This window comes from Xanthobacter sp. DMC47 (assembly GCF_056313845.1).
On record NZ_JBQUZM010000004.1, the window covers coordinates 1,263,062 to 1,285,501 of the forward strand.

The 22,440-nt window shown below is 71.3% G+C and carries 28 protein-coding genes; 5 read left to right on the forward strand and 23 right to left on the reverse strand.

Annotation, left to right across the window (positions count from 1 at the left end; genetic code table 11):
- Nucleotides 1-33 precede the first annotated feature (33 nt).
- Nucleotides 34-669: a MarC family protein gene (locus ACT54R_RS17640; protein WP_476328433.1), complete on the reverse strand. Its 636-nt coding sequence runs from the start codon at nucleotides 667-669 to the stop codon at nucleotides 34-36.
- Nucleotides 670-804: 135 nt separating this feature from the next.
- Between ACT54R_RS17640 and ACT54R_RS17645 the strand changes: the two genes are divergently transcribed.
- Nucleotides 805-1,644: a universal stress protein gene (locus ACT54R_RS17645; RefSeq protein ID WP_476328435.1), complete on the forward strand. Its 840-nt coding sequence runs from the start codon at nucleotides 805-807 to the stop codon at nucleotides 1,642-1,644.
- A 146-nt stretch (nucleotides 1,645-1,790) separates the two neighbouring features.
- Here ACT54R_RS17645 and ACT54R_RS17650 read toward each other — a convergent pair whose 3' ends face one another.
- The 14 genes from ACT54R_RS17650 to ACT54R_RS17715 all read right to left on the reverse strand — a co-directional run bounded on the left by ACT54R_RS17650 (nucleotide 1,791) and on the right by ACT54R_RS17715 (nucleotide 15,202).
- Entirely contained in the window at nucleotides 1,791-2,228 is a 438-nt protein-coding gene (locus tag ACT54R_RS17650) for a hypothetical protein (RefSeq protein ID WP_476328437.1), read from the reverse strand.
- Between the two features lie 210 nt (nucleotides 2,229-2,438).
- Nucleotides 2,439-3,860 carry a sensor histidine kinase gene (locus tag ACT54R_RS17655; protein WP_476328439.1) on the reverse strand — a complete coding sequence of 474 codons (1,422 nt, stop codon included), beginning with the start codon at nucleotides 3,858-3,860 and terminating at the stop codon, nucleotides 2,439-2,441.
- A gap of 49 nt (nucleotides 3,861-3,909) precedes the next feature.
- Nucleotides 3,910-4,581 carry a response regulator transcription factor gene (locus ACT54R_RS17660; RefSeq protein ID WP_168459179.1) on the reverse strand — a complete coding sequence of 224 codons (672 nt, stop codon included), beginning with the start codon at nucleotides 4,579-4,581 and terminating at the stop codon, nucleotides 3,910-3,912.
- A 238-nt stretch (nucleotides 4,582-4,819) separates the two neighbouring features.
- The gene (locus ACT54R_RS17665) at nucleotides 4,820-4,954 is read right to left on the reverse strand and encodes a hypothetical protein (RefSeq protein WP_476328441.1); all 135 of its coding nucleotides are present in this window, start codon (nucleotides 4,952-4,954) and stop codon (nucleotides 4,820-4,822) included.
- Nucleotides 4,935-5,255: a hypothetical protein gene (locus tag ACT54R_RS17670; RefSeq protein WP_476328443.1), complete on the reverse strand. Its 321-nt coding sequence runs from the start codon at nucleotides 5,253-5,255 to the stop codon at nucleotides 4,935-4,937. Before ACT54R_RS17670 ends, ACT54R_RS17665 begins: the two co-directional genes overlap by 20 nt.
- Complete coding sequence (locus tag ACT54R_RS17675) at nucleotides 5,252-6,112, reverse strand: glycoside hydrolase family 108 protein (protein ID WP_476328445.1); 861 nt, start codon at nucleotides 6,110-6,112, stop codon at nucleotides 5,252-5,254. The genes ACT54R_RS17670 and ACT54R_RS17675 overlap by 4 nt, the downstream gene beginning before the upstream one ends.
- A 92-nt stretch (nucleotides 6,113-6,204) precedes the next feature.
- Complete coding sequence (locus ACT54R_RS17680) at nucleotides 6,205-7,584, reverse strand: SGNH/GDSL hydrolase family protein (RefSeq protein ID WP_476328447.1); 1,380 nt, start codon at nucleotides 7,582-7,584, stop codon at nucleotides 6,205-6,207.
- 110 nt (nucleotides 7,585-7,694) lie between these two features.
- The gene (locus ACT54R_RS17685; protein WP_476328449.1) at nucleotides 7,695-7,838 is read right to left on the reverse strand and encodes a hypothetical protein; all 144 of its coding nucleotides are present in this window, start codon (nucleotides 7,836-7,838) and stop codon (nucleotides 7,695-7,697) included.
- Nucleotides 7,839-7,852: 14 nt separating this feature from the next.
- Nucleotides 7,853-8,173 (reverse strand): spike base protein, RCAP_Rcc01079 family, encoded by a 321-nt coding sequence (locus ACT54R_RS17690; protein ID WP_168459184.1) that lies wholly within the window; start codon nucleotides 8,171-8,173, stop codon nucleotides 7,853-7,855.
- A 34-nt stretch (nucleotides 8,174-8,207) separates the two neighbouring features.
- Entirely contained in the window at nucleotides 8,208-8,909 is a 702-nt protein-coding gene (locus ACT54R_RS17695; protein ID WP_476328451.1) for a DUF2793 domain-containing protein, read from the reverse strand.
- A gap of 29 nt (nucleotides 8,910-8,938) precedes the next feature.
- Nucleotides 8,939-12,838 (reverse strand): baseplate multidomain protein megatron, encoded by a 3,900-nt coding sequence (locus ACT54R_RS17700; protein WP_476328453.1) that lies wholly within the window; start codon nucleotides 12,836-12,838, stop codon nucleotides 8,939-8,941.
- Nucleotides 12,839-13,212: 374 nt separating this feature from the next.
- Nucleotides 13,213-13,665, reverse strand: a complete 453-nt coding sequence (locus ACT54R_RS17705) for an NlpC/P60 family protein (protein WP_476328455.1) — start codon at nucleotides 13,663-13,665, stop codon at nucleotides 13,213-13,215.
- Nucleotides 13,662-14,552 (reverse strand): DUF2163 domain-containing protein, encoded by an 891-nt coding sequence (locus ACT54R_RS17710; RefSeq protein ID WP_476328457.1) that lies wholly within the window; start codon nucleotides 14,550-14,552, stop codon nucleotides 13,662-13,664. The genes ACT54R_RS17705 and ACT54R_RS17710 overlap by 4 nt, the downstream gene beginning before the upstream one ends.
- An 8-nt stretch (nucleotides 14,553-14,560) precedes the next feature.
- The gene (locus ACT54R_RS17715) at nucleotides 14,561-15,202 is read right to left on the reverse strand and encodes a phage distal tail protein, Rcc01695 family (protein ID WP_476328459.1); all 642 of its coding nucleotides are present in this window, start codon (nucleotides 15,200-15,202) and stop codon (nucleotides 14,561-14,563) included.
- A gap of 109 nt (nucleotides 15,203-15,311) precedes the next feature.
- On the opposite strand from ACT54R_RS17715, the gene ACT54R_RS17720 reads away from it, so the two are divergent.
- Both ACT54R_RS17720 and ACT54R_RS17725 read left to right on the forward strand, forming a co-directional pair.
- Nucleotides 15,312-15,998, forward strand: a complete 687-nt coding sequence (locus ACT54R_RS17720) for a hypothetical protein (RefSeq protein ID WP_476328461.1) — start codon at nucleotides 15,312-15,314, stop codon at nucleotides 15,996-15,998.
- A 727-nt stretch (nucleotides 15,999-16,725) separates the two neighbouring features.
- Nucleotides 16,726-17,007 carry a hypothetical protein gene (locus ACT54R_RS17725; RefSeq protein WP_476328462.1) on the forward strand — a complete coding sequence of 94 codons (282 nt, stop codon included), beginning with the start codon at nucleotides 16,726-16,728 and terminating at the stop codon, nucleotides 17,005-17,007.
- Between the two features lie 4 nt (nucleotides 17,008-17,011).
- Here ACT54R_RS17725 and ACT54R_RS17730 read toward each other — a convergent pair whose 3' ends face one another.
- The 8 genes from ACT54R_RS17730 to ACT54R_RS17765 are packed head-to-tail and all read right to left on the reverse strand — an operon-like array spanning nucleotide 17,012 to nucleotide 20,205.
- Nucleotides 17,012-17,581, reverse strand: a complete 570-nt coding sequence (locus ACT54R_RS17730) for a phage tail tape measure protein (protein ID WP_476328464.1) — start codon at nucleotides 17,579-17,581, stop codon at nucleotides 17,012-17,014.
- Between the two features lie 4 nt (nucleotides 17,582-17,585).
- Nucleotides 17,586-17,837: a rcc01693 family protein gene (locus tag ACT54R_RS17735; protein WP_476329218.1), complete on the reverse strand. Its 252-nt coding sequence runs from the start codon at nucleotides 17,835-17,837 to the stop codon at nucleotides 17,586-17,588.
- A complete protein-coding gene (locus ACT54R_RS17740) occupies nucleotides 17,834-18,181 on the reverse strand; it encodes a gene transfer agent family protein (protein ID WP_476328466.1) in 348 nt (115 codons plus the stop codon). The genes ACT54R_RS17735 and ACT54R_RS17740 overlap by 4 nt, the downstream gene beginning before the upstream one ends.
- A gap of 11 nt (nucleotides 18,182-18,192) precedes the next feature.
- Nucleotides 18,193-18,600, reverse strand: coding sequence for a phage major tail protein, TP901-1 family (locus ACT54R_RS17745; RefSeq protein ID WP_476328468.1), 408 nt, complete (start codon nucleotides 18,598-18,600; stop codon nucleotides 18,193-18,195).
- Nucleotides 18,601-18,612: 12 nt separating this feature from the next.
- On the reverse strand, nucleotides 18,613-19,032 hold the full coding sequence (locus tag ACT54R_RS17750) for a DUF3168 domain-containing protein (protein WP_476328470.1): 420 nt from the start codon (nucleotides 19,030-19,032) through the stop codon (nucleotides 18,613-18,615).
- Nucleotides 19,029-19,325, reverse strand: a complete 297-nt coding sequence (locus tag ACT54R_RS17755) for a hypothetical protein (RefSeq protein ID WP_476328472.1) — start codon at nucleotides 19,323-19,325, stop codon at nucleotides 19,029-19,031. The genes ACT54R_RS17750 and ACT54R_RS17755 overlap by 4 nt, the downstream gene beginning before the upstream one ends.
- Nucleotides 19,322-19,645: a head-tail adaptor protein gene (locus ACT54R_RS17760; RefSeq protein WP_476328474.1), complete on the reverse strand. Its 324-nt coding sequence runs from the start codon at nucleotides 19,643-19,645 to the stop codon at nucleotides 19,322-19,324. The genes ACT54R_RS17755 and ACT54R_RS17760 overlap by 4 nt, the downstream gene beginning before the upstream one ends.
- Nucleotides 19,642-20,205 (reverse strand): head-tail connector protein, encoded by a 564-nt coding sequence (locus ACT54R_RS17765; RefSeq protein WP_476328476.1) that lies wholly within the window; start codon nucleotides 20,203-20,205, stop codon nucleotides 19,642-19,644. Before ACT54R_RS17765 ends, ACT54R_RS17760 begins: the two co-directional genes overlap by 4 nt.
- Nucleotides 20,206-20,690: 485 nt before the next feature.
- Here ACT54R_RS17765 and ACT54R_RS17770 point away from each other — a divergent pair, with 485 nt between their 5' ends.
- Both ACT54R_RS17770 and ACT54R_RS17775 read left to right on the forward strand, forming a co-directional pair.
- Nucleotides 20,691-21,452, forward strand: a complete 762-nt coding sequence (locus ACT54R_RS17770) for a S1 family peptidase (RefSeq protein ID WP_476328478.1) — start codon at nucleotides 20,691-20,693, stop codon at nucleotides 21,450-21,452.
- Nucleotide 21,453: 1 nt separating this feature from the next.
- Nucleotides 21,454-22,317, forward strand: a complete 864-nt coding sequence (locus tag ACT54R_RS17775; protein ID WP_476328480.1) for a lytic transglycosylase domain-containing protein — start codon at nucleotides 21,454-21,456, stop codon at nucleotides 22,315-22,317.
- Nucleotides 22,318-22,440 lie beyond the last annotated feature (123 nt).

Below are 22,440 nucleotides of genomic sequence, written 5' to 3' on the forward strand. Positions count from 1 at the left end.
CCTGAAGGCCCGAGAAAGCCAGCCTGCCGCCGCTCAGATCGGCGGCAGGTTGAGCCATTTCTGGAAGGCGTTGAGCACCAGATTGACCGAGAAGGCGGCGAGCAGGATGCCCATGATCCGCCGCAGGAGGCTCGCTCCGCCCTCGCCGAGCACCTTGGCGATGTAGTCGCCCAGCCAGAAGATGGCGAACAGCACCAGCGACATGAGCACCAGCACGCTCACCGTGACGAGGTGCTGGGAGAGCGGCGCACCCCGGTTGTTGTCGGAGAACAGCACCATGGCGAGGATGGCGCCCGGCCCGGCGATGATGGGCGTCGCGATGGGATAGATGGCGATATGGGTCAGCCGCCGCTCGGGGGCGGGCGTCACGGCATGGGGTGTCATCGCCCCGAAGATCATGGTCATCGAGAAATAGAACAGGATGATGCCGCCGGAGATCTGGAAGGCGAGGATGGAGATGCCCATCGCCTCCAGCAGCATCCGACCGATCAGCGTGAACACCACAAGGATCAGGAAGGCGAAGGCGGTGCCCATGGCCGCCACCTTGTGCCGCTCCTGCCGGTCGAGATGGTCGGTGGTGGCGAGGAACATGCTGAGATGGCTCAGCGGCTCCAGCACGACCCAGAGCGTCACCAGCTGGCTCGCGAACAGGTTCAGATCGTCGATCATCGGCACCCCCTGCACCCCTTATTACCTCAAGGGAATGGGCTGGCAACCGGCAGACGCGCTCTGCAGCCTTGACATGACGCAACGACAAGCTGAAGCCTTCGGGTACCTTGATCTTGTGTCAGGAGGAAACGCCAAATGGTGCAGAACATAAAAAGCGTACTCATCGGCATGACCGAAGAGGGCATCGATGAGCCCTCTGCCGCTCTCGCCTATGGCCTCTCGCTGGCCCAGCAGTCCGGCGCCCACGCCACCATCCAGGCGGCCTCGCTCAAGGTGGTGATGGGGAATACCTTCGTCAGCAACGTCGCGACCGGCCTCGTCGCCGCCCACAACCGCCGGCTGAAGCAGCTCGCGCAGGCGGTGGCGGAGCGGGCGCGGGGCGATGCGGCGGCCGCCGGTGTCGCAGCCTCGGTGGAGGCGCCGCAGCTCGGCTATGGGCAGCTGGTCGAGCTGTTCGTCGCCCAGGCGCGGGTCCATGACATCGCTGTGCTCGACGCGGAGGTCGCGACCGTCAATGCCGATCGGGGGCTGATCGAGGCACTGCTGTTCGAGAGCGGCCGGCCGGTGATCGTGGTGCCGCCCGGCGTGGACACCTTCAAGCACGACCGCGTTCTGATCGCCTGGGACGCCAGCGTGCGGGCGACGCGGGCCGTCAACGACGCCATGGGCATCCTCAAGTCCGCCGCCTCGGTGGAGGTGCTTGCCATCGGCTCGGAAAAGGAGCTGGCGCATGAGGTGCCCGGCGCCGAGCTGGCGCCCCATCTGGCGCGCCATGGCGTCCATGTGGAGGTGAAGAATCTGGTGGTGAGCCCGGATGGCGTCGCCGAGACCCTACGGGAGCAGGCCGGGCTGATCGGCGCCGACCTCATCGTCATGGGCGCCTTCAACCACTCGCGCATCCGCGAATGGGTGCTGGGAGGGGTCACCGAGTCGCTGCTGGAGGACTGCAAGGTTCCACTGCTCATGTCCTACTGAGGCCCGCCGGGCCGACCGCGGCGCGCCTCAGGCGGCCGCGCAGCCTGTCGCGAAATCCTGTCCCCGCTTTCCACGCCCGCACCGCCTCAGGCGGCGGGCGCCTTCAGCGCGCAGCAGCCTTGGAGCGCACCCTTTGGGCGCGCAGATCAGCTCACCGGCTGCCAGCGGCCGTCCGCCGTGCGGCAGGCGGCGCCGCGGGCGATCTGAGGGCGATTGTCGATATAGATGGTGTGGGAATAATCGCGGCAGCTCTGGTAGCCGGCACGGTTGTAGGGCGGGCCGGCGATGACCGTGCCGCGCGCGTTGCCGTCGCCCTTCCAGCCGATGGGATAGCCGGGGCCGCCCGTCTCCAGCGCCGAAATCTCGGCGTCGTAGGCGCGCTGCCGGTCGCCATCGTCGAGCCCATTGCCGATTCCGCCGCTGATGAGGCCGCCGGAGACAGTGCCCGACATCACCGGTGCCGTGGGCAGGGCCGCGAGCGCCGCCGTCGCCTTGTTGCCCGTGTTGTCGGTCGCGCACCCGCCGAGCGCAAGGGCGACGACCGCTGCGAACGCGGGAGGAACGCGGAACACGCGGACGAACATGAACAGGCCTCGGGCAGAACAACGGGCAGGACGGACCCGGGCGAATGCCCGTGCACGTCATCAACGCTCAGACCAGCCCATCGGATCACCGATTGGGGCGACAAAGAGGCTGACGGGCTCTCTTAGGCGCCGCAAGCCTCACTGTGAAGACGGTTTGCCGCAGCCTGTGGCGCCACGGTGTCACCCCCGGGGCCGCGCCGTCCCGAAACGTCAGGTGGGTGGGGGCGGCGCCGCGGCGGCCGGCAGCACCAGTTCGGTCCGAAGGCCGCCGATGGGGGCCGAGCTCAGCTCGAACCGCCCGCCATAGAGCAGGGCCAGTTCGTGGACGATGGAGAGGCCGAGCCCGGAGCCGGGCTTGGATTCATCGAGCCGCCGCCCGCGTCGCCCCACATCCACACGCCGCGCAGGATCAAGGCCCGGACCGTCATCGTCGATGGTGACGTGGAAATAGACCCGGTCGCTAGGGGTGCGCGGCCGCTCCACCAGAACCTCCACCTCCACGCGAGAGGAGGCCCATTTGCAGGCATTGTCGATGAGATTGCCGAACATCTCCTCGAGATCCTGCTGCTCGCCGCGGAAATGCACATCCTCGGGAATGTGCACGTCGATGGCGAGGTCCTTGGTGCGGTGGATCTTTTCCATGGTGCGGGCGAGCGAGGTGATGACGGGCGTCACCTCGCACACGCTCGCCACCACCGAGATGCGGGCCGCCATGCGGGCGCGCTCCAGATGGTGCGCCACCTGGTCCCGCATCACCCCGGCCTGGTCGCGCACCCGCATGGCGAGGGGGTCGTCGCGGGTACCGGCCTCGTTCATCAGCACGGAAAGGGGAGTCTTGAGCGCATGGGCAAGGTTGCCCACATGGGTGCGGGCGCGCTCCACGATCTCGTGGTTGGCGTCGATGAGGGCATTCACCTCCCGCACCAGCGGCACGATCTCGATGGGGTACGTGCCCTCCAGCCGCTCGGCCTTGCCGGAGCGCACATCCGAGAGCGCCTCCGAGATGCGGGTGAGCGGCTTCAGCCCGAACCGCACCTGCACGATGACCACCAGCAGGAAGGCGCAGGCCAGCACCACGAGCGTCGCCGCCAGCGAGAGGTTGAAGGCAGAGATCTCGGCTTCGAGATCGGACGCCACCGCGGCCACCGAGACCACGTAATGGGCATCGGTGCCGAGGTCCACGTCGCGCTCCACGACGCGCAGGCCGACGCCGCCCGGCCCGGTCGCATAGCCCTGCCGCATGAGCCCGGGGCGGCCGCGGATGCCCTGCTCGGCGAGCAGCGGCAGGCTGGCCCCCACCAGCGAGCGCGAGGTGCGCCGCTCAAGCTGCCCGCCGGACTTCAGCGCGATCTGCCAGTACCAGCCGGAATTGGGGAAGGCGAACAGCGGATCGGCCAGCGCCGCCGGATCGGGCAGCCGATCCGGCGCGTTGGCGACGTCGGCGACGATGATCTTCAGATAGATGTCGAGCTGCCGGTCGAACGCGCGCTCGGCGGAGCTGCGGTAGAGGGAGGCGAGCACGAGCCCCACCACCAGCAGCACCACCACGGTGATGGCCATGGCGGAGAGCACGAGACGGAAGGCCAGGGAGCCGGGCGTGTATTCCGGCGGCCGCGCGGCGTTCGCGGCCATGTCAGGAGGTCGCCTTGCAGGCTGCCGCCTCGCGGGAACCGGCCATGGATCAGCGCGGCTCCTCGGGTGCGGCGAGCAGATAGCCGAGGCCGCGCACGGTCTGGATCACGTCGCAGTCCAGCTTCTTGCGCAGGCGCCCGACGAACACCTCGATGGTGTTGGAATCGCGGTCGAAATCCTGGTCGTACAGATGCTCGACCAGCTCCCCACGCGACACCACCCGCCCCGCATGGTGCATGAGGTAGGAGAGCAGGCGATATTCGTGCGACGTGAGCTTGACCGGATTGCCGTCCACCGTCACGCGGCCGGAGCGGGTATCGAGCCGCACCGCACCGCAGGACATCTCGCTGGAGGCGTGCCCTGTAGCGCGGCGCAGCAGCGCGCGCAGGCGGGCCAGCACCTCCTCCATGTGGAAGGGCTTGGCGACATAATCGTCGGCGCCGGCGTCGAAGCCCTGCACCTTGTCGCTCCAGCGGTCGCGGGCGGTGAGGATGAGAACGGGAGTGGTCTTGCCCGCCCGTCGCCAGCTTTCCAGCACCGAGATGCCGTCGAGCTTGGGCAGGCCGATGTCGAGCACGATGGCGTCGTAGGGCTCGGTCTCGCCGAGGAACTGGCCTTCAAGGCCGTCATAGGCGCGATCGACGGCATAGCCCGCGTCGCCGAGCGCCTCGACGAGCTGCCGGTTCAGCTCGGGATCGTCCTCGATCACCAACAAGCGCACGGTGCCCCTCCGCCTTCGCCTGATCCTCCTTAAGCGAGAGAGGCCAAGAATGACAGAGCCTTGCGCGCCTGTCAGCGATGACGGGGCGCCGCAGGCGAGACTTGAGCCATCGGCTCCGGTCTGTTCGACCGGAGCCGAGTGGGCCACGCTCAAGCGCCGCGCGGGCTTTTTGGTGGCCACGCTCAAGCGCCGCGCGGGCTTTGTGGGGGGAGCGCGCCCAAGCCCCTATCCTCCCCCCTCACCGCCAGCCGCACAGCCGCCGGCCCACCGCGTTGGCGGCCTTGGCCTGGCGAATGGTCTCCTCGGTGTCGGACAGCGACCAGCGGATGGGGGCGGCGGCGCCGCAATAGACCCTAGTCGCGCCGGAACCCATCGTCGTCGTGCAGCCGGCGAGCATCGCCGTCGCGGCGAGCGGCAGCATCCCGCGCAGACCGCGCGGCAGAAAGGCTTTTCGAGACATCGCGTTCTCCGTCCTTCAGGGCGCGGTCATAGCCGCGCTGGGCGGCGCGCCGGGTGACGAGGATGAGGGCAAGGACAGCGGCGGCCATCCCCGCCGCCCGCACGCCGAACAGGCGAAGCAGCAGCACCACGGCGAGGGCGCCCGGCAGGGTCCAGGCCCACCACGGCACGGCGTAGCCGAAGAAACCGCCGAGAGCGTCGAGCGCGCCGCTCACGGCTTCGCCTCCCCCGCCGCCCCGGTTCCGAGGTCGAGCACCTCTGCCCGCTTCGCGCCCGCGTGCGCGCTCCACCACACCCATCCGAGGCCGGCGAGGGTGGCAGCGAGGCCAAGCAGGGTGAGGACGGCGAACACGTTGGCGAGCAGGGGCGAACCCGCCGCGTGGGGCTCGATCTGCCGCGCCGCCTCGGCAACAGTGGAAGCGACGATGCCGCCGGCAACCGCACCCGCACCCGCCTCGGGCCGCGGCGCGGGCTTGGCGCTGGCGAGCGCGCCCTTGGCACCCTCCCCGTCCCTGGCCGGCACCGCGACCGAGGACGTCCGCCCGCCGGTCGCCCAGGATTTCCCGAGCTTGCGCACGTCGGCGACGCGCCGCCCCCAGCCCTTGCCGAACACCGGCCAGGTGCGCAGCGCCTGCAGCATGGCGAGGCGACGGTCGCAGATGTCATCCACGAGGCCGGCCGGCGCGTGCTCGGCGGCGGCGCGGGCGGCATTGAGCGTCACCTCCCCCACCTGCCCGTCGGCGGAGAGGCCGAGCGCACGCTGGAGCCATTTGGCGGACTGGGCGGGGCCGGAATTCACCGCGCCGTCGAACACCACATAGTCGATGCCGGCGGGCAGCTCATCGGCGCGCACCGCGTCCCAATACTGGCGGCGGTAGATCTCCTTCAGCTCGGCATCCTCGATCTCGCGGACCGGGCGCGCGGGAAGGCCCTTGGAGCGGCGCCAGGCGTCGTACACGCGCTGGATGATGCCCTTCATGGTCGGGCCGCCGGGATCGTCGGGATGGTTGGAATATCCGCCCTCGTGGCGGAGCACGGCGGCGAGCGCCGGCGCGAAGCTTTCGGCAGCCATTGCGAAATGTCCTGATGAGGAAAGGCGGGATTGCATCGCCGCGCACGCGGCGGCACGCGGGAGGGGCGGATTTCGCCCCTCCCGCGCTGTCTTCAGGCCACCAGCGGCAGGAGGTCGTTGGCGTAGCTCGCGGCCATGCGACCGGCGAGGTACAGCGTGCCCTTGTCCACGGGGTGCACGTTGTCGCCGCCGATCCACTGCCCGATGTTGGACGACCAGCTGGAGCCCGCGTTGTTGTGCGAGCCGGTCAGCCAGGGCGGCGTGGCGGTGACCATGGACTTGTAGAAGATGTTCTTGTTCGGCCGCGCCGCGACCGCCGCGGCGATGGCGGCGTCCACGGTCTGGATGGACGAATAGCTCCCCGCCAGCGGCGCCGGGCCGAACCAGAACACCGGGGCGCTGGTCGCGGAACGGATGCTGTCGAGGAAGGCGAGCGCTTCCGTGGTCAGGGCCTGCTGGGTGTAGCTCACGTCATTGGTGGAGCCCTGGACGAAGATCACGTCCGGCTTCAGCGCGAGCACCTGCGGCAGGCGCTCGCGGTAGGTGTAGAACGGCCCCTGCGCGGCGTTGGGATTCAGAAGCCCGGTGCCGCCGATGCCGAAGCGCCACATGTTCCGGATGCCGGCAAGACGCCCGAACGCCGCCGAGAGCGTGTTGCTGAGAATGAAGGGGCCGTAGCTGGAGCCGTCCAGATAGCTGTCGCCGATGAAGGCACCGACAACGGGAACGGCCGGCACCGAAGGCCAGAACTGATCCCGGTTAGAGACAAGAAGTCGCCCGAAGATCGCCGACGACTTCCCGAAGAACACCTCATAGGTGCGCACACGCTGGTCGCCCCACGTCAGGGTGAAGACCAGATTGCTGACATTGTTCGGATAGATGGCATCCGCAGTCACCGGCCGGCCGTCCACATGGACACAGTAGCCTGCCGTGCTGTTGATGACCTCGAAACCGATGTAGTTGGCGTCCGAGCGAAACGCGACGGAGCATCCGCCCACCTTCTGCCCCGAGGCATTAGCCATGAAGGTGTTGCACTCCAGCCGATCCGCATACTTCTGGACCGGCGTGCAACCGTTGAAGGTGAAGAACGACCGGTTCGCCCACACGTCGAGGAAGCTGAGGCCCGCCGGGGCACTGCCGCCGCCGGTGAGCGTGAGGGTCGGCGCATCCGTCCGGCTGGCCGGATCATCCGTGTAGGAGCCGAGATGCGCCCACAGCACGCCGCCATCGCTGATCGCCGCGCCGGAGGCATGGGTCGGCTCGGTGGCGCCGGTCGTGCCGCTGTTCACCGCGATGTAGCGCTGGCCGACGGAATTGACCTTCACCTGCCCCTGAAGGATGGCGATGCCCGACGACCAGGCACCGGGGGCGATCCACGGCTGCTGATACACCGGCTGGGACTGCGCCGCGAGCGCCTGCTGAAGGCGGGTCTTCAGGGCGGCGGTGCTCTGGTTCCAGTTTCGAGACGACATGAACAACTCCTGAGCAAAGGTCAAAACACGCCCGTGCCGGGGGTGCGGCACGGGCGATCCGGGCATGGGGAATGGGGGTGCGGGCTGGAGCGGCGGCCCGCGGGGGCCGCTCAGATGCGCTCGATGAGGCGCGCGCCGTCCGCGTCGGTCAGCGGCGAGCCATCGGCATCCACGAGGAAGATGAAGCCGCGGGGCGGACGGAGCCCGCGCCGGCCGCGCAGGATGGCGGCCGCGGAGAGGGCGAGGGACAGCATGGCCGCCGCTCCGCTCAGCGGTCGATCAAGGCGTAGATGTCGATGCCCGTGCTGGTGCCGGTGGCCCACACCCGGCGCACCTGGCAGGGCGGCAGGGGCTGGAGGCCCGGCAGGGCGCGCACGTCGATGCGGGTGGCATCGTCCGCGCCCACGGGAGTGATGCGCACGGTGGCCACGCCGCCGGCGACATCCTCCGGCACGAACACCCACACGGCCTTGGCGTAAGCGGCGAGTTCGTCGCTGTCGGAGGGGGTGACACGGGTCATCTGCCGCGTCGGCGAGGAGAGCGAGGCGGCGAGCCCCCGCATGGGGTCGCGGGCGGGATCATAGGCCATGGGAAGTCTCCGAAAGGCGGCCGCGCGACGCGCGTCAGGCGCCGGGAATGGCAAGGAGGAGGAGGTGAAGGCCGAGGCGCACCGTCCCGCCGCTGAAGCTGCCGCCGACGGCGGTGAGGCGGATGGGGGTGGGCGCGTAGAAGGCGGTGGGACCGATGACGCCCATGTTGGTGGCGCCCGCCGCGGCGCCGAGGCTGCCGCCGAACTTCGCGGGCTCCCCGGCGATGCCGCAGTCGTAGGCGGAGGCGCCGGTGACGGCAGTGAGGGTGCGGGTGGAAACGCCGAGCGCGATGGCCCGGTCGGGGATCACCAGCGCGGTGTCCACAGTGGCACCGGAGAGGGTCGCATCCGCCTCCCGCACTTCGGCCGAGATCGCGCCGCGATGGGCACTGGCCGCCAGAGGCGAGACCCACGCGCCACCGTCGAACACCGCGAGCCGGCCCTCGTCGCGGATGAAGGCGAGGAAGCCCGCCGCCACGGGCAGGAAGTCGAATGCGCCCGCCTCATAGGCCGCGATCATCCCCGCCCGGCCGGCGAAAGCGCCGGTGGCGCCGGGCAGGACGAACCAGCGCGCGCCCTCGGCGGGCGATGCGGGCGGGGCGGTCGCGGTGGCGCTTTCCAGCACCAGCTGCACGAAGGCATCAAGGCGGCGGATGGCCTCGTTATGGGTGACATGCTTCTGCGCCTGGGCCGCCGCGATGTACGGCAGCGCCAGGTTCGCCGATTGCTCGGACATGGCTGGACCTCGATGGAAGGAGAAGGGCCTTACGGCCGCACGGTGGCCGTGACCGCCGCGCCCGCGCCGACGCTGGCCGAGAGCTGCGCGATGCGGACGGTGAGTTCGCCCTGCGGGGCGCCGAAATCGGCGATCTCGTCGGCCGCCGCGTAGAGGGCTTCGGGGGACGTGAGGGTGAAGCTGCGCCGCACCGTCCCGCCGTCGAGAATTTCGAGCCGGTAGGCCTCGCTCGCCTCGCCCAGCGGCACCTCCACCGCCTCCCAGCCATCGCCGGCGATGCGGGTGCGGCGGATGAAGGAGAGCGCGACGCCCGCCCCCGTCCGCCGCGCCCGCACATGCACCGGCGAGAGCGGCGCGAGCGCGCGGCCGGAGACGGTGGCGGCGACTTCCGTCACCTCCTCCGCGCCCTGGTCATCCCGCGCCGAGCCGACGCGGTAGACGAAGGAACGCCCCAGCGCCGCGACGCCGCTGGCCACGCTCACCAACGTACCGTCGAGCCGCACGATGCGGGTCCCCGCCGGCCACGCCTCCGCCCCCGCGCCTTCCGTGCCGGCGAGGCCGCGCAGCAGGCCGGTGAGGTGATAGCTGCCGGCATCAACCAGTTCCGCCTCGGTGAAGGCGACGATCTCTGGCGGGCGGTCATCGGCGAGAAGCACGAGGAGGTTGACGCCAGCCAGCACCTCGGCCTCGCTGGCCGAGACGAGGAGGGAGGTCTGCAAGCTGGCCTCCATCGCGTTGTGCCGATCGAACCGCCAGAGCGGCCCCGGCGCCAGCGGCGCGGTGAGGGTACCGAAGGTCGCAGAGGCGGTGACGGGCGCCAGCGTCTCGAAGGTCGCGCCATCGGTGGAGCGCCAGATGGCGAGCGTCCCCGGCCAGGGCGATGCGGCCGCCGCAAGCCATTGCAGCGGCACGGGTTCCGCCTCCGACAAGGCCGGCAGGTCGAGCACCCGCACGGCGGGCGGGCCGGAGGCGCCGGGCAGCGCGATGGCGCCCGCCCCCTCCTCTGCCAGCGCCACGTCGAACACCTCCGGCTCGATGGTGCGCGCGGTGATGGCCAACGCCTCCGCCGCCTCCACGCGGACGATCTCCACGAGCCGCGTGCGGCCATCGAAGGTCAGCCGCACGAGGTCGCCGGGAGCAAGCGCGAGCAAGGAGGGCGGCAGGGAGAAAGTCAGCGTTTCCCGCCCGGCCCACAAGTCCTGAAGCCAGACATCGGCGGCCCGCACCATCACGGCATCGGAGGCGACGACCGCGAGATCGGCCTGCGTCACATGCCGGCTCTTCCCCGCGAGGCGGCGGGAGGAGACGGTGGCGCGGCGGTAATCGCGCAGGGCGTCGACGAAGCCCACCGTCACCTCCAGCGGCAGCTCGGTCTCCTGCGCGCGGGTCACGGCGAGGAGCGGCGTGCCCTCGGCCTGCACCAGGTCGTCGGTGGCGATCTGCGCCACCTCCCCCTGTCCGCGCGGACGGAACACCATGCGGCCCGCCTCCTCCCCCGCCTCGAAGGCGAAGGCGCGGGCGAGCGGCTCCAGCGCCGCGCGGGCGGTCATGGGCTGCTCCACCACATAGCCCTCGACGGCGCCCGAGAGGCCCGCGCTGTCCACGTCCGCAATGCCGAAATCGGCGGCGAGTGTCGCCACCAGCGCATCCAGCGGCGCGGCGCCGAGGCGGCCGGTGAGCCAGTGGCCGGTGGCCCAGTTGGCCCCGTCCGCCCACACGTCGGTGGCGTAGGGGAACTGGGGATAGGGCCGCGCATCCCAGCTCCACAGGAAGAGCGCGTCGGGCTCCATCATGCGGCCGGGATAGAGCGTGGCGGCCGGGTTGTCGGTGGGGTCCGCATCCGCGCCGAACGTGGCGAGGATGGCCTCCAGCGCATGGCGCTGGATGAGGTCGTCCCGCGCACCGGAGGAGAAGGGCGGCAAGCGGTTCTCGGCGGATTTCGCATCCGGGAAGGCGCTCGGCCGGTTGGCGCCCTTGTCCACCGCCGGGCACCCCGCCTCCATCAGGCGGATGGGCTTGGCGCCGGGAACATAGGCGGTGGGGCTCGCGTTGCGGACGCCCGCGATGCGCTCGTGATGGGCGTTCGCCCACCAGGACCAGAGATCCTTCTGGCGATACACCCACGGCTCGCCGAAGGCACCGTCGGTGATCGGGCTGCGGTCCTGCGCCGTGCGGGCGGCATCGTCCGCATAGAACCAGTCGAAAGCCTCGCCCCGGCGCAGGTTGGCCTTGAGATACGCGCGGTCGTGGATGGACTGCGCCAGCGCCGCATCGAGATGGGTGGAACCGTCGCGCCAGTCGGCGAGCGGGGGGTAGTAGTCGATGCCGATGAAGTCCACCGCATCGGCGCTCCACACCGCATCGAGGGGAAAGCGCACGTCGCCCGAGGCGAGCACCTGCGCGCCATATTCCGTCCAGTCGGCAGCGTAGGAGACGCGGGTGGACGGCCCCACCACCGCCTTAACCTCGGCAGCAAGCGCGGCCAGCGCCTCGGCCGCGGGGAAGGCGCCGGTGTCGTCCGTGAGGCGGGTGAGCGCGGCCATTTCCGAGCCGATGAGGATGGCCTCCACCCCGCCCGCCGCGACGGCGAGATGGGCGTAGTGCAGCATCATGCGCCTGAGGCTCCACTCCTCCGGCCCGTGATAGATCACGCTCGATCCGACGCGGGTGAAGTCCCCCGCCGCCGCCGTGCCGAACAGCGCCGCGATCTGCGTCCGGCAGGCGGCCGTGCCATCCACCGTCCCAATCCGCCCCGGCGCCGGATCGCACGTGATGCGCCCGCGCCAGGGATGGGTTGGCTGGGAGGCGGCGCCGGTCCAGGGATCGGGGCGCGTGTTGTCGGCCGGGATGTCCATCATGACGAAGGGATTGAGCGTCACCTTCAGCCCGGCTTCGGCCATGCGCTGGATGGCGCGCACCACGCTGTCGTCGGAGGGCGTACCGCCATAGGCCGCGCGGCCCTCGTACTGGGAGACGGCGGGCGTGGTGAGGCGCGCCTGCCCGCCCACGCTCCACAGCGCCGGGGCGGTCGCCTTGTTCACGCGCTCGCACTTCGGCCGCACGGCGCAGGCGCCGGCGCGCAGGTCGTCGCCGAACCAGGACACCACCAGCGAGACGCGCTCCAGGTTCGGGCAGGCGCCGATGAGCTGGTCGAGGGAGGCCTCGAAATCGCTGAAGAAGCTGGTGACGTGCCGGTTCTCCGGCCCGTAGCTCGCCTCGCCATAGACCTGCCGGATGTTGCGCGTGTCGTAGCCGAATTCGGTGGCGCCGGGGATCAGCGTCACCGCCTTCACCTGCTTCTCGAGCGCGCCGATGGAGCGCTCCACCTCCACGGTGATCTGCGGCAGGCGGTTGCCGTAGTCGGTCAGCTCCAGATTGCGGAAGGTGAGATAGGCGACACCGCGATAGGCCGGCGTCCCCGCCGCCCCCTGCTTCGCCTCGATCCAGGAATCCGGCGCCTCGTCCGCGCCGCCGAGGTGGGGCGTGATGTGGAGGCGCCGCGTATCCAGCAGCTTGCCGTCCGCCCAGATGCGGCCGATGCGCGAGACCGGGCCTTCGCAGAGCGCCACGGCGAAATTGGCGTAATAGGTGTAAGTCGTGGTGCTAGCGGACAGGCTGCCGCCCTTGCCGCCGACGGACTGCGTCTCCTCCTTCTTCACCTCCTTCAGCTTGGTGGCCCAGATCACCTGCCCGGCGAGGCGCGCGCGGCCGTAGATGCGGGGCAGCGGCGCGCCGGCGGTGGAGGCCATCACGTCGAGGTCGGTGAGGCGCGGGCCTTCCGCATGGCGCGAGCGGTTGCCGCCGAGGAGCGCGCCATCGATGACCGAGCCGCCGAGCGCGCCCAGCGCCCGCCCCGCCACCGCGCCGATGGGTCCGAAGAGCGCGCCGCCGATAAGGCCGCCGGCCGCGCCGAGAAGCAGCGTCGCCATGGGAAAGGGCTCCGGGATGGTGGGATGGGATGACGGTGATCCGAACCCGCCACAGCGCACCGTCATCGCCCGGCGCGTCCGGGCGATCCACGGTTCGGCGGGTTCGGGTTTCCGGGCAGCGCGCAAGCGGCTCAGTGGATGCCCCGGACGAGCCGGGGCATGACGGCGGGCAGTATGGGGAAGTCGCCGCGGCGACATGCGCCCGTCCGCGCCGCAAGGGCCTCCCTCTCCCCTTGCGGGAGAGGGCTGGGGTGAGGGGTATTTTTCCGCTTGGCTGGTGCTGGTGAAGACGGGGCGGAAGAGCGGACAGGCGGATGCGCCGCCCCCTCACCCCCGCCCCCTCTCCCACAAGGGGAGAGGGGTGTCACGTGCCCCTACCCCGCCGCCGGAAACGCGAAGGCATAGGCCAGCCGCCGGCGCCACCAAGGCGTGAGGGCGGTCTCGCAGACGCTCGCGCCGTCATAGGCGTGGATCATCCGCCCGCCGTCGCAGAGCAGCGCCGCGTGCTTCGCCGGAAGGTGCTCGCGGAAGCGGAACAGCAGCACGTCGCCGGGCTGCGCCTCGGCCAGCGGAAGCGCGACGAGATGGCGCCGCGCGGTGTCGGCCAGCGTCTCGCTGCGGGAGGCCTCGGCCCAGTCCGGCGCGTAGGATGGAAGCGCCTCGGGCTCCGGGCCCACCACCGCGCGCCAGACGCCGCGCACGAGGCCGAGGCAGTCCGCGCCGTGGCCCTTCAGCGAGGCGCGGTGGAGATAGGGCGTGCCGATCCAGGCGCGGGCCTCGGCCAGGATAGCGGCGCGGAGGGCGGCGCGATCAGGAGCCACGCTCATTCCCGGAGGCTCCCGTCGTAGCCGCCCTCGCCGGGGATGGCGACGGAGATCACCGCATCGTTGCCCGGCATGTGCGGGAAGCCGCGGAAATTGAATGCGTTTGAGAAGCGGTCGCGACAGGTCGCAAAGCGCTTGTCGCAGCCGGCGGTGAGGGCGATCCCGTCGCCCTCCATAATCTCGAACGGCGGGCGCTGCCACAGGCGCAGGACCACCCCTTCGGCATCCACCAGATGCGCCTTCACCTCGGTGACGAAGCCGGCATTGGCACCGCCCGCAAACACCGCACGCCCCCGCGCGAAGGCGCCGGCCGCAAAGCCGTCCAGGCCAGCGACGCGCAGGCGCAGCGCGCCCTCCACCGCGCTCACCACCACGCGCGCGGAATGGGCCGGCGCGGAAAGGTCCACGCCGCAGCGCGCGTCGCCGAGATCGGCATCGCAGGTGGGGGTAAAGAGGCGCCCGCGCGTCTGGTTGAAGGCATCGGCGAGGGCGCGGATCTCGGCGGTGAACACACCATCCTCTGAGCGCACCTCGCCGATGGTTCCCCGCCGCAGGAGATGGTTCTGCGCGGGCGCCTGCCAATTGACGAGGAGGAGGTCCACGCCCGCCCCGTCATAGAGGCCGGCGGCGAGGTCGGCGGCATCGAGCGCGTCGGCGCTGAGCGCGCCGGAAAGCTCGGTGCCCGTCACCGAAAGCCCCTGGGCCTCGCTGCTCTCGGAACCCGCGACGCCGGAGGCGGCGATGAAGGTCACGCCCTCCACCACGAGGTCGCGATCATGGTCGGTGAAGCCGAGCACGGTGCCGTCGCGGCGGGTCACGCGCCATGCGCGGCACAGGGTGGTGACGCCGCTCGCGAGATGGTCGGCGAGCGCGGGATCGAGGGTGCGCATTTTCGGCCTCACACGCGGATTTCGATGATTGGGATGCGGGGGATCGCGCCGGCCGCGAAAGCGGAGAGATCGACCTCCAGGAAATCGGTGTCGAAGCGCACCGGAACATCGAAGCGGAAGCCGGCCGTGACCACCGCCGCGGGGGGCGGGATGGCACCCGCGGCGAAGGTGATTTCGCCGCGCGTGGCATCGAGCGAAAAATGTGCGCCCTCAACGTGTTCGATGCCATTCACCGCGACCTTCACACTGCCCGCGAAGGGCTTGGTGATGGCGCGCAGATAGGGCGCGTGGAGGGCGCCGTAGCGCTTCGTCAGCGCGAAGGTGGCGCGCGCTCCGTCACCCGCGCCGATCAGCTGGTCGAGGGCGCTCACCTCGCTTTGCGGAGCGGCCGAGGAATGGTCGAGACGATCGCGCCAGCGGAAGCCGTGGAGACGCCCGCGACGCTCCTCGAAGAAGGCGACGATTTCGGCCAGCGCGGCGAAGGTCTTCACCCCGTAACCGGCATCCCATCGGCGTCGCGAATCAGCCTGTCGGGTGTTGCGTTCCTCGCGTCCGGAGGCGGTCGTGACGACCTCGGTGACGCGCTCGGGACCGCCGGAAGCGCCGAGAGCGACCTCCAGAGGGAACAAAATCTCATGAAAGGCGGCCATATGATGCCCCCATCCCCTAATTCTTGGCCGAAAACAGTAGAGATGGCCTTGACATAGTTGAACGTGACGCCTTGACTTTCCGGTGCCCCGTTGAGCATGGAGCGAAAGCATGGCTACCAAGCCCGCGAAGAAGCCGGCCGCCGCCGCCGAGAAACCTGCCGAGAAGAAGGCCGCTGCCCCCAAGGCCGCTGCCAAGACCACAGCACCCAAGACCGCCGCCCCGAAAGCCGCTGCACCGAAGGCCGCCGCCCCCAAGGCTGCTGCGCCGAAGGCCGAAGCCAAGGCCGCTGCTCCCAAGGCCGCTGCTCCCAAGGCTCCTGCCAAGAAGGCCGCTGCGCCCAAGGCCGCTGCGCCGAAGGCCGAGGCCAAGGCTGCTGCCCCGAAGGCTCCCGCCAAGAAGGCGGCTACCCCCAAGGCTGCGGCTCCCAAGGCTGAAGCCAAGGCCGCTGCCCCCAAGGCCGCCGCTGCCAAGGCTCCTGCCAAGAAGGCTGCTGCCCCCAAGGCCGCTTCCGCGAAGGCAGCCGCCAAGCCCGCCGAGGCTCCGGTTCCCGAGAAGAAGGCCGCCGCTCCCAAGGCTGCGAAGGCGCCCGCCAAGGCTGCGGCTCCCAAGGCTGCCGCGCCCAAGGCCGCTGCCAAGCCCGCCGCCGAGAAGAAGGCTGCCGCCCCCAAGAAGGCCGCGGCTCCCAAGGTTGCTGCGCCCGCTCCGGCCCCCGAGGCCAAGCCTGCCGCGCCCAAGGCCGCTGCCAAGCCCGCCGCCAAGAAGGCCGCTGCCCCGAAGGCTCCCGCGAAGAAGTGATCTTCGCTCCCCGATGGCGGCGTGCGGCTCAGGGCCCGCGCCACCGCCATCGGAGCGCCACCGAGGTGGCCGCATGACGATGCCCGCCCATGGGCGGGCGACAAAGAGACGATGCCGCCCATGGGCGGCAGACAGGATCGGGGCCCGGCGGTTCATCCGGGGCCTCATGTGGCATCCGTATGCGCCCGGGCACCGCGTGGCCTGGGCCTTTGCGTGTTCGGGCACCCGCCTCTTCGGGCGCCGGATCGGGTGATGTCGTATCCGTTCGGACATCGGCCAGAGGGGCAAGGCCGGAATGCCGCGAACGGGACGACCACACCCGGCTCCTACTCCGCACGCCGGATGCCTGCCGGCGCGAACAAGAGCTGCGAGGTCCGCTCGGCCAGTCCACTCGGCCAGTCCACTCGGCCAGGTCGTGCCTTCCGGCGACACGTCGCCACGAAAGACCTTCCGGCGCGGCCGCCGGACATCGTTTGACCTCAGGTCACGCGAGATATTCCGCCTTGGCGTTCAAGGTGCCGATCCGTCAGGGGATTTCCCGGCACGCGCGGCAACGCTATGGTCGGCGGGCTCGCATCGGGCGAGCCTGTCCGGACCGCCTTCTGCTGCCATGCCCACTCGCGCCTCAAGCCCCATTTCGTCCGGACACCGCTCCGCCGCCATCGGCCCGGCGCGGGCAACCCGCGGACGGATACCCGGCGCGCTGGCCTTGGGCGCGGCCCTGCTGATGGCTGCCGCAGGCCCGGCCCTCGCGCAGTCCAGCGGCAAGAGCGGGAGTGCCAGCGGCAGTTCTACCAGCAAGAGCGACAGCTTCTGCGCCAGCTACGGTCCGGGCTTCCAGCGGGTGCCGGGCTCGGATTCCTGCGTGAAGACCGGCGCGGTCGTGCGCACCGATGCCTATAGCGGCAGCGGTCCGAGCAACGCGCCGAACCAGTTCAACAACACGATCTCGTCCTCGCAGCCCTCGACCCCCGCCCCCGCGCCGGACCCGTGGAAGTCCGCGCGCTGAGGGCTCACCCGCTGCGCTGCCCGCGCGCCACCGCCCGCGCCACCAGGCCCGAGACATAGGCGTCCGAACGGCGGAAGCCCGAGATGTCGGGCGTCGAAATGTTCACCGTCACCGCCCCGCCGCCCGCCCCTTCGGACGTGCGCACGCCGAGCCGCCCGTCGGCCCCGCGCGCCAGCGGCAGGATGGCTTCCGCCCCCTTCTCGCCCATCAGGCCGAGGGACGCGCCGAGGGGAAAATAGGTGGGCGCCGCCACCACACCGCCGCGCGCGAAGGGCTTCACCTGTCCCTCGCCGATCACCCCGCCCTTGGCGAAGCCGAGGCCGGCGCCGGCACCGGAGAGAAGCGAGGTGAGCGAACTCTCCAGCGGCTTCAGGGCCGCCGTGAGCGCGAGGTTGGCGAGGCGGGTCGCGAGCTGCTCTAGTACCGTGCCGAGATCCTTGCCCTGCACGGCAAGCCCAGTGAAGGCGGAAGCCAGCGCGGAAGAAAAGCCGCGCGCGGAGACTTCTGCGGCACCCAGCGCCGCCATGGCGCTGCGGGTGTCCACCTGAAGGGCGATATCGACGGTCTCGGTCACGGCGTCATCCTCTCGTGCGATCGGGAAACCGCGCCATGAGGGCGGCAAGGCCGGCGCGGTCGATGGCCTCCGGCGCGGCGGGCAGCAGAGCGGAGAGGGCGGCCGCCAGCTCGCGCGGCGTCATCCGCCAGAAGGCGTCGGGGGCAAGCCGCAGCAGGCCGAAGCCGGCACCCATGGCGAGCGCCCAGGGAAAGGCACGCGCCGAAGGCGGCGCGCTGTCCTGGGTAGAGGCACGCGCCGCGGGCGTTGCGCTCAGGCCGGCTGCGGCGCGGGAGGGGACGGGATCGTCTCCTCTCCGCCGAAGGTGGCCGCGAGCAGGTCCGCGACGATGCGGGCGAACCCTGCCGCGCCGCCATCCGCCCGCATGTGCTCCACCTCCTCCACGGAGACATCCGCGCCCGCGCCGTTGAGCCCGGCGGCGATGATGCGCGCGGCATCCCGCGCCGAGAGGCGGCCGCGGCCGAAGCGCTCGGCGAGCGCCATGAGATCGTCCGCGCCGAAGGCGGCTTCCAGCTCCGCCAGCGCGCCGAGGGTGAGCACGAGCACGCGGGGCGTGCCGTCGAGCACCGCCGAAATCTCGCCGCGCCGGCGGTTGGGCATCCCGCCGCCCATCACAGCGCCGCGAAGGCGATTTCGCCCGCGCTCTCCAGGGTCAGGTCGAAGGTGATCTCCCGGTCGTGCTCGGCCGCGATCTCCAGCGCCGTCACCTGGAACGGGCCGGTGAGCGTGCCGAAATCCGGGATCAGCAGCTGGCAGCTCGCCAGCGCGCCGGAGAAGAAGAGCTGGCGGACGAGGGCATCGGACGCCGCATCCTTGAACACGCCGGAGCCGGAGACCGAGGCGCGCTTCACGCCCGCCCCGTCCAGCAGCTCGCGCCAGCGGCCGGCGCTTTCGGAATGGGTCACATCCACGCTCTGCGTGTTGAAGGCGAGGGTGCGCGTGCGCAGCCCCGCCACGGTGATGAAGGAGGTGCCGTCATGCACCTTCAGGAGAAGGTCCTTGCCCTTCTGCGCGGCCATGTTTCTCTCCGGTCAAACGGGCTCGGTGACGGCGCGGAACCGCACCAGAGCGTGGAAGGTACGCCCGTCGCTCTCGCGGCGGACCTCGGCGGTGGTGGCGCGCAGATTGGCGAGGCGATGCCCGTCCAGCGCGAGGGCCGCATCGTGCAGCACCTCCTGCATGCGGGCGGCGATGGCGAAGGCCTCCGCCCGCCCGCCGGAGCGGGAGAAGACGTGCAGCGTCAGCGCCTGCTCGGTGCCCGCCTCGGTGGCGGTGGACCAGTCCGCCACCACCGCCTCGCCGAGGGTGACGAAGGGAAAGTCCGCATCGCCCGGCGGCACGTCATAGACGCGCGGCGCGCCGAGCAGCGCCACCAGCGCGGCATCGACCACGAGCGCGGCATGGATGGCGGCGCGCAGCGCCAGCGCGGGGCTGTCGAGGGGGATGCTCACAGGCGCCTCCGTCGCGCGAAGAGAAGGCGGATGCGGTCGAGCGCCGGATCCCCCGGCCGGTCGAAGGCGCCCCGCACGCGGTCGAGGAACGCCGCGCCGGAGACCTGCACCAGAGGCCGCGCGGGTGTGCCCGCGATCGTGGCGACGGCGCCGGCCTCGGCGCCGATCTCCCCCGCCAGGGCGGCGGCGGCGCGGGCCGCGACCTCCGCTTCGGCAGCGGGGAAATGGCGGGCGGCGATGCGGCGGGCGAGGCCGTCGAGGCCCCGGGTGCGGACGCTGAGTTCCGTCCTCATGTCTGCTCCTCGCTGCAGCGGATGCGATGGAAGCGGCCGCGCCCATCGGCGTCGGAGATGGACTCCACGGTCAGCACGCGGCCGGCATGGATCAGCCGGTCACCGGCCGCGATGGTGTTGGGCGCCCGCACGGTGACATGCAGCACGCGCGCGGCGCGGGGCCTCTCCTCGCCGAGGCCGTAGGCGGTGGAGACCTCCTCTACCGCGCCCCAGAGGACATCCACGGAGATGAAGCTGCGCGTCACGCCGCCGGCGCCGTCCGGCACCTCCAGCGGCGTCTGGTGGGTAAGGCGATGGCGCAGGGCGCCGATGCCGCTCACAGCCGCACCACGCGATAGGGCGCGGTCAGCGCGCGGGCGGCGGCGGGGAGCTGGGTGGCGTCACCCGGCCCGTCGCGATGCTCGTAGAGATGGGCGAGCATGAGCCGCACCGCCTGCACGAGATCTGCCGGCACGTCCCCCGCGTCCGCGCCATAGCCGGCGAGGAGCGTGATGACGATGCCGCCATGGGAGACGAGCGGCGCGGACACCCGTGCGGACGCCACCCGGATGAGCGCCGGCGCGCGATCCCCCACCAGCGCGAGGGCGTCCTCGGGGAGCGCCACCGGCGTGCCGTCCGCCGCCGCGACGGTGGCTTCAAGGATGGCCCGCACCGGGGCGACGGGCGCGGGGATGACGCCGCGCAGGGGCCAGCGATCCAGCGAGAAGCGCCAGGTCTGGTCCATCAGGATGCGCCCCGTCTCGGCCTCCACATGGCGGCGGGCGGCGGCGATGAGGGCATCGATGAGGGCGTCCTCCGCGTCGGTCTCGACGCGCAGAAAGGCCTTCGCCTCGGCGCGCGTCAGCGGCTCGGCGGCGGGGCCGGAAAGAAGCTCGGCCATGGGGGGCTCCGGGTGAAAGGAATGGGGCGTGGCAGATGCGCGGCGGGCGTCCTGCACCGGCCATGCTCCCTCTCCCCTCGAAGTCGGCTATTGCCGACTTCGACCCTCACGAACCGAACTCGGCAAAAGCCGAGTTCGGGCGGGAGAGGGCTGGGGTGAGGGGTGTGGCGCAGCAGACAGAGGCGGCGGGACTTGTGGAGAGGTCTCCCCCCTCACCCCCGGCCCCTCTCCCGCGAGGGGAGAGGGGAGGAAGAATTTGTGCTGCCGTCGCCCTCCGGCTCGACCGGAGGACCCATATGTCCGCGCGCGCCGTCATCCGCGCACTGGGACAAACGGTGCCATGGGTCCTCCGGTCGAGCCGGAGGACGACGGGGTTTGCCTGCCGGGCGGAGTCTCTCGCAGGCCCACGCATCAGCGCTCCGGCCGCACCGTCGCTTGTCCGGGGCACCATTGACGCGTCCCGCTACGGGCGGCAGAAACGGGGGATGATGACGCTCCGCACCCGTGCCGCCGCGACAATCCTGATGTGCGCCCTCGCGCTCTCCGCCGGCCCGGCCCGCGCCATCGTCGGCGGCGCGCCAGCTGCGGCGGATGTGGCGGCGCAGACGGTGCTCATCGTCTCCACCCGCGGCGCCTCCTGCACCGGCACGGTGCTGGCGCGCGACCTGGTGCTGACGGCGGCGCATTGCGTGGGGCCGAAGGCGGACTATGCGGTGGCCGTCCTCGGCGACGGCGCGCCGAAGCTGGTGCCGGCGGCGCGCATCGCGGTGCATCCGCGCTTCGACGCCGACCAGTTCCAGACCCGGCGGCCAACGCCCGACCTCGCTTTGGTGAAGCTCGCCGAGCCCTTGCCCGCGCGCTTCCGCACGGCGCGGCTCAGCCCAGCCACGGGGCTGCCGGAAAAGGGCGTCTCCTTCCTCATCGCGGGCTATGGCGTCACCGCCGATGGGGCGATGAAGAGCGCGGGCACGCTGCGCAGCGTGGCCCTGCCCTCCATCGGCACCACCGGGGGCATCATGGTGCGGCTCTCCGCGCCCGAGGGCGCGGCCGGGGCCTGCACCGGGGATTCCGGCGGGCCGGCCTTCCTCGATGGCGCGGTGGCCGGCGTGGTGGGCTGGGCCACCGCCGCGGGCGGCGCGCGCGGCTGCGGCGGCGTCACCGGCGTCACTCTGGTGTCGCTGCATCGCGACTGGATCATGGCCACGGCGAAGGCGCTGGGCAGTTCCCTTCCCTCAACCGGGCTCTGACATGCGGGCCGCCCTGCATCACGCAGGACGCGGCCTCGTGCTCCTGCTCGCGCTCGCGGCGCCGGCCCGCGCTCAGTCGCCCGGCGGCGAGACCGTGGATCACGCCATCTGCCGGCTCATCGATACGGCGGCAGCGAAGGAGGGGCTGCCCGCTTCCTTCCTCACCCGCCTCATCTGGCAGGAAAGCTCGTTCCGGTCCGATGTGGTGAGCCGCGCCGGGGCGCAGGGCATCGCCCAATTCATGCCGGGCACGGCGAAGGAGCGCGGGCTCGTGGATCCCTTCGATCCGGAGGCGGCCATCCCTGCCTCGGCCGCGCTCATCGCCGATCTCAACCGGCGGTTCGGCAATCTGGGCCTCGCGGCGGCGGCCTACAATGCCGGGCCGGGGCGGGTGAACGGCTTCCTCGGCGGCGGCGGCCTGCCCAACGAGACGCGCGCCTATGTGCGCATCATTACCGGCCGCACGGCGGAGGATTGGGCGGGCCTGAAGAAGCAGAATGCGGCCGCCTTCGGCCCGGCGGATTTCCCGCCCGAGCCGTGCCTCGCCACGGTGGCGAGCCTGCGCAAGGGTGCGCCGGCCCCGGCCGCCGGCCAGCCGGCGAATGCGCTGTTCGCGCCCTGGGGCGTGCAGATCTCCGGCAATTATTCGCGCGAGATCGCCCTCGCCTCCTTCCGGCGCGAGGCGGCGCGCGCGCCGCAGGTGTTCGCGGACTTGACGCCGGTCATCGTCTCCACCCGGGTGGGCGGGCGCGGCCCGCGCACCTTCTACCGCGTGCGCCTGCCGGCCCAGTCCAAGGCCGAGGGCATGAAGATGTGCGAGCGCCTCCGCAAGGCCGGCGGCGCCTGCCTGGTGCTGCCGAACTGAGGGAGTCCTGATAACCGCCGTCGTCCTCCGGCTTGACCGGAGGACCCATGGCGACGTTTGTCCCCATCGCCGGAGGCTTGCAGCGGCGGCGGAATGGGCCCTCCGGTCAAGCCGGAGGGCGAC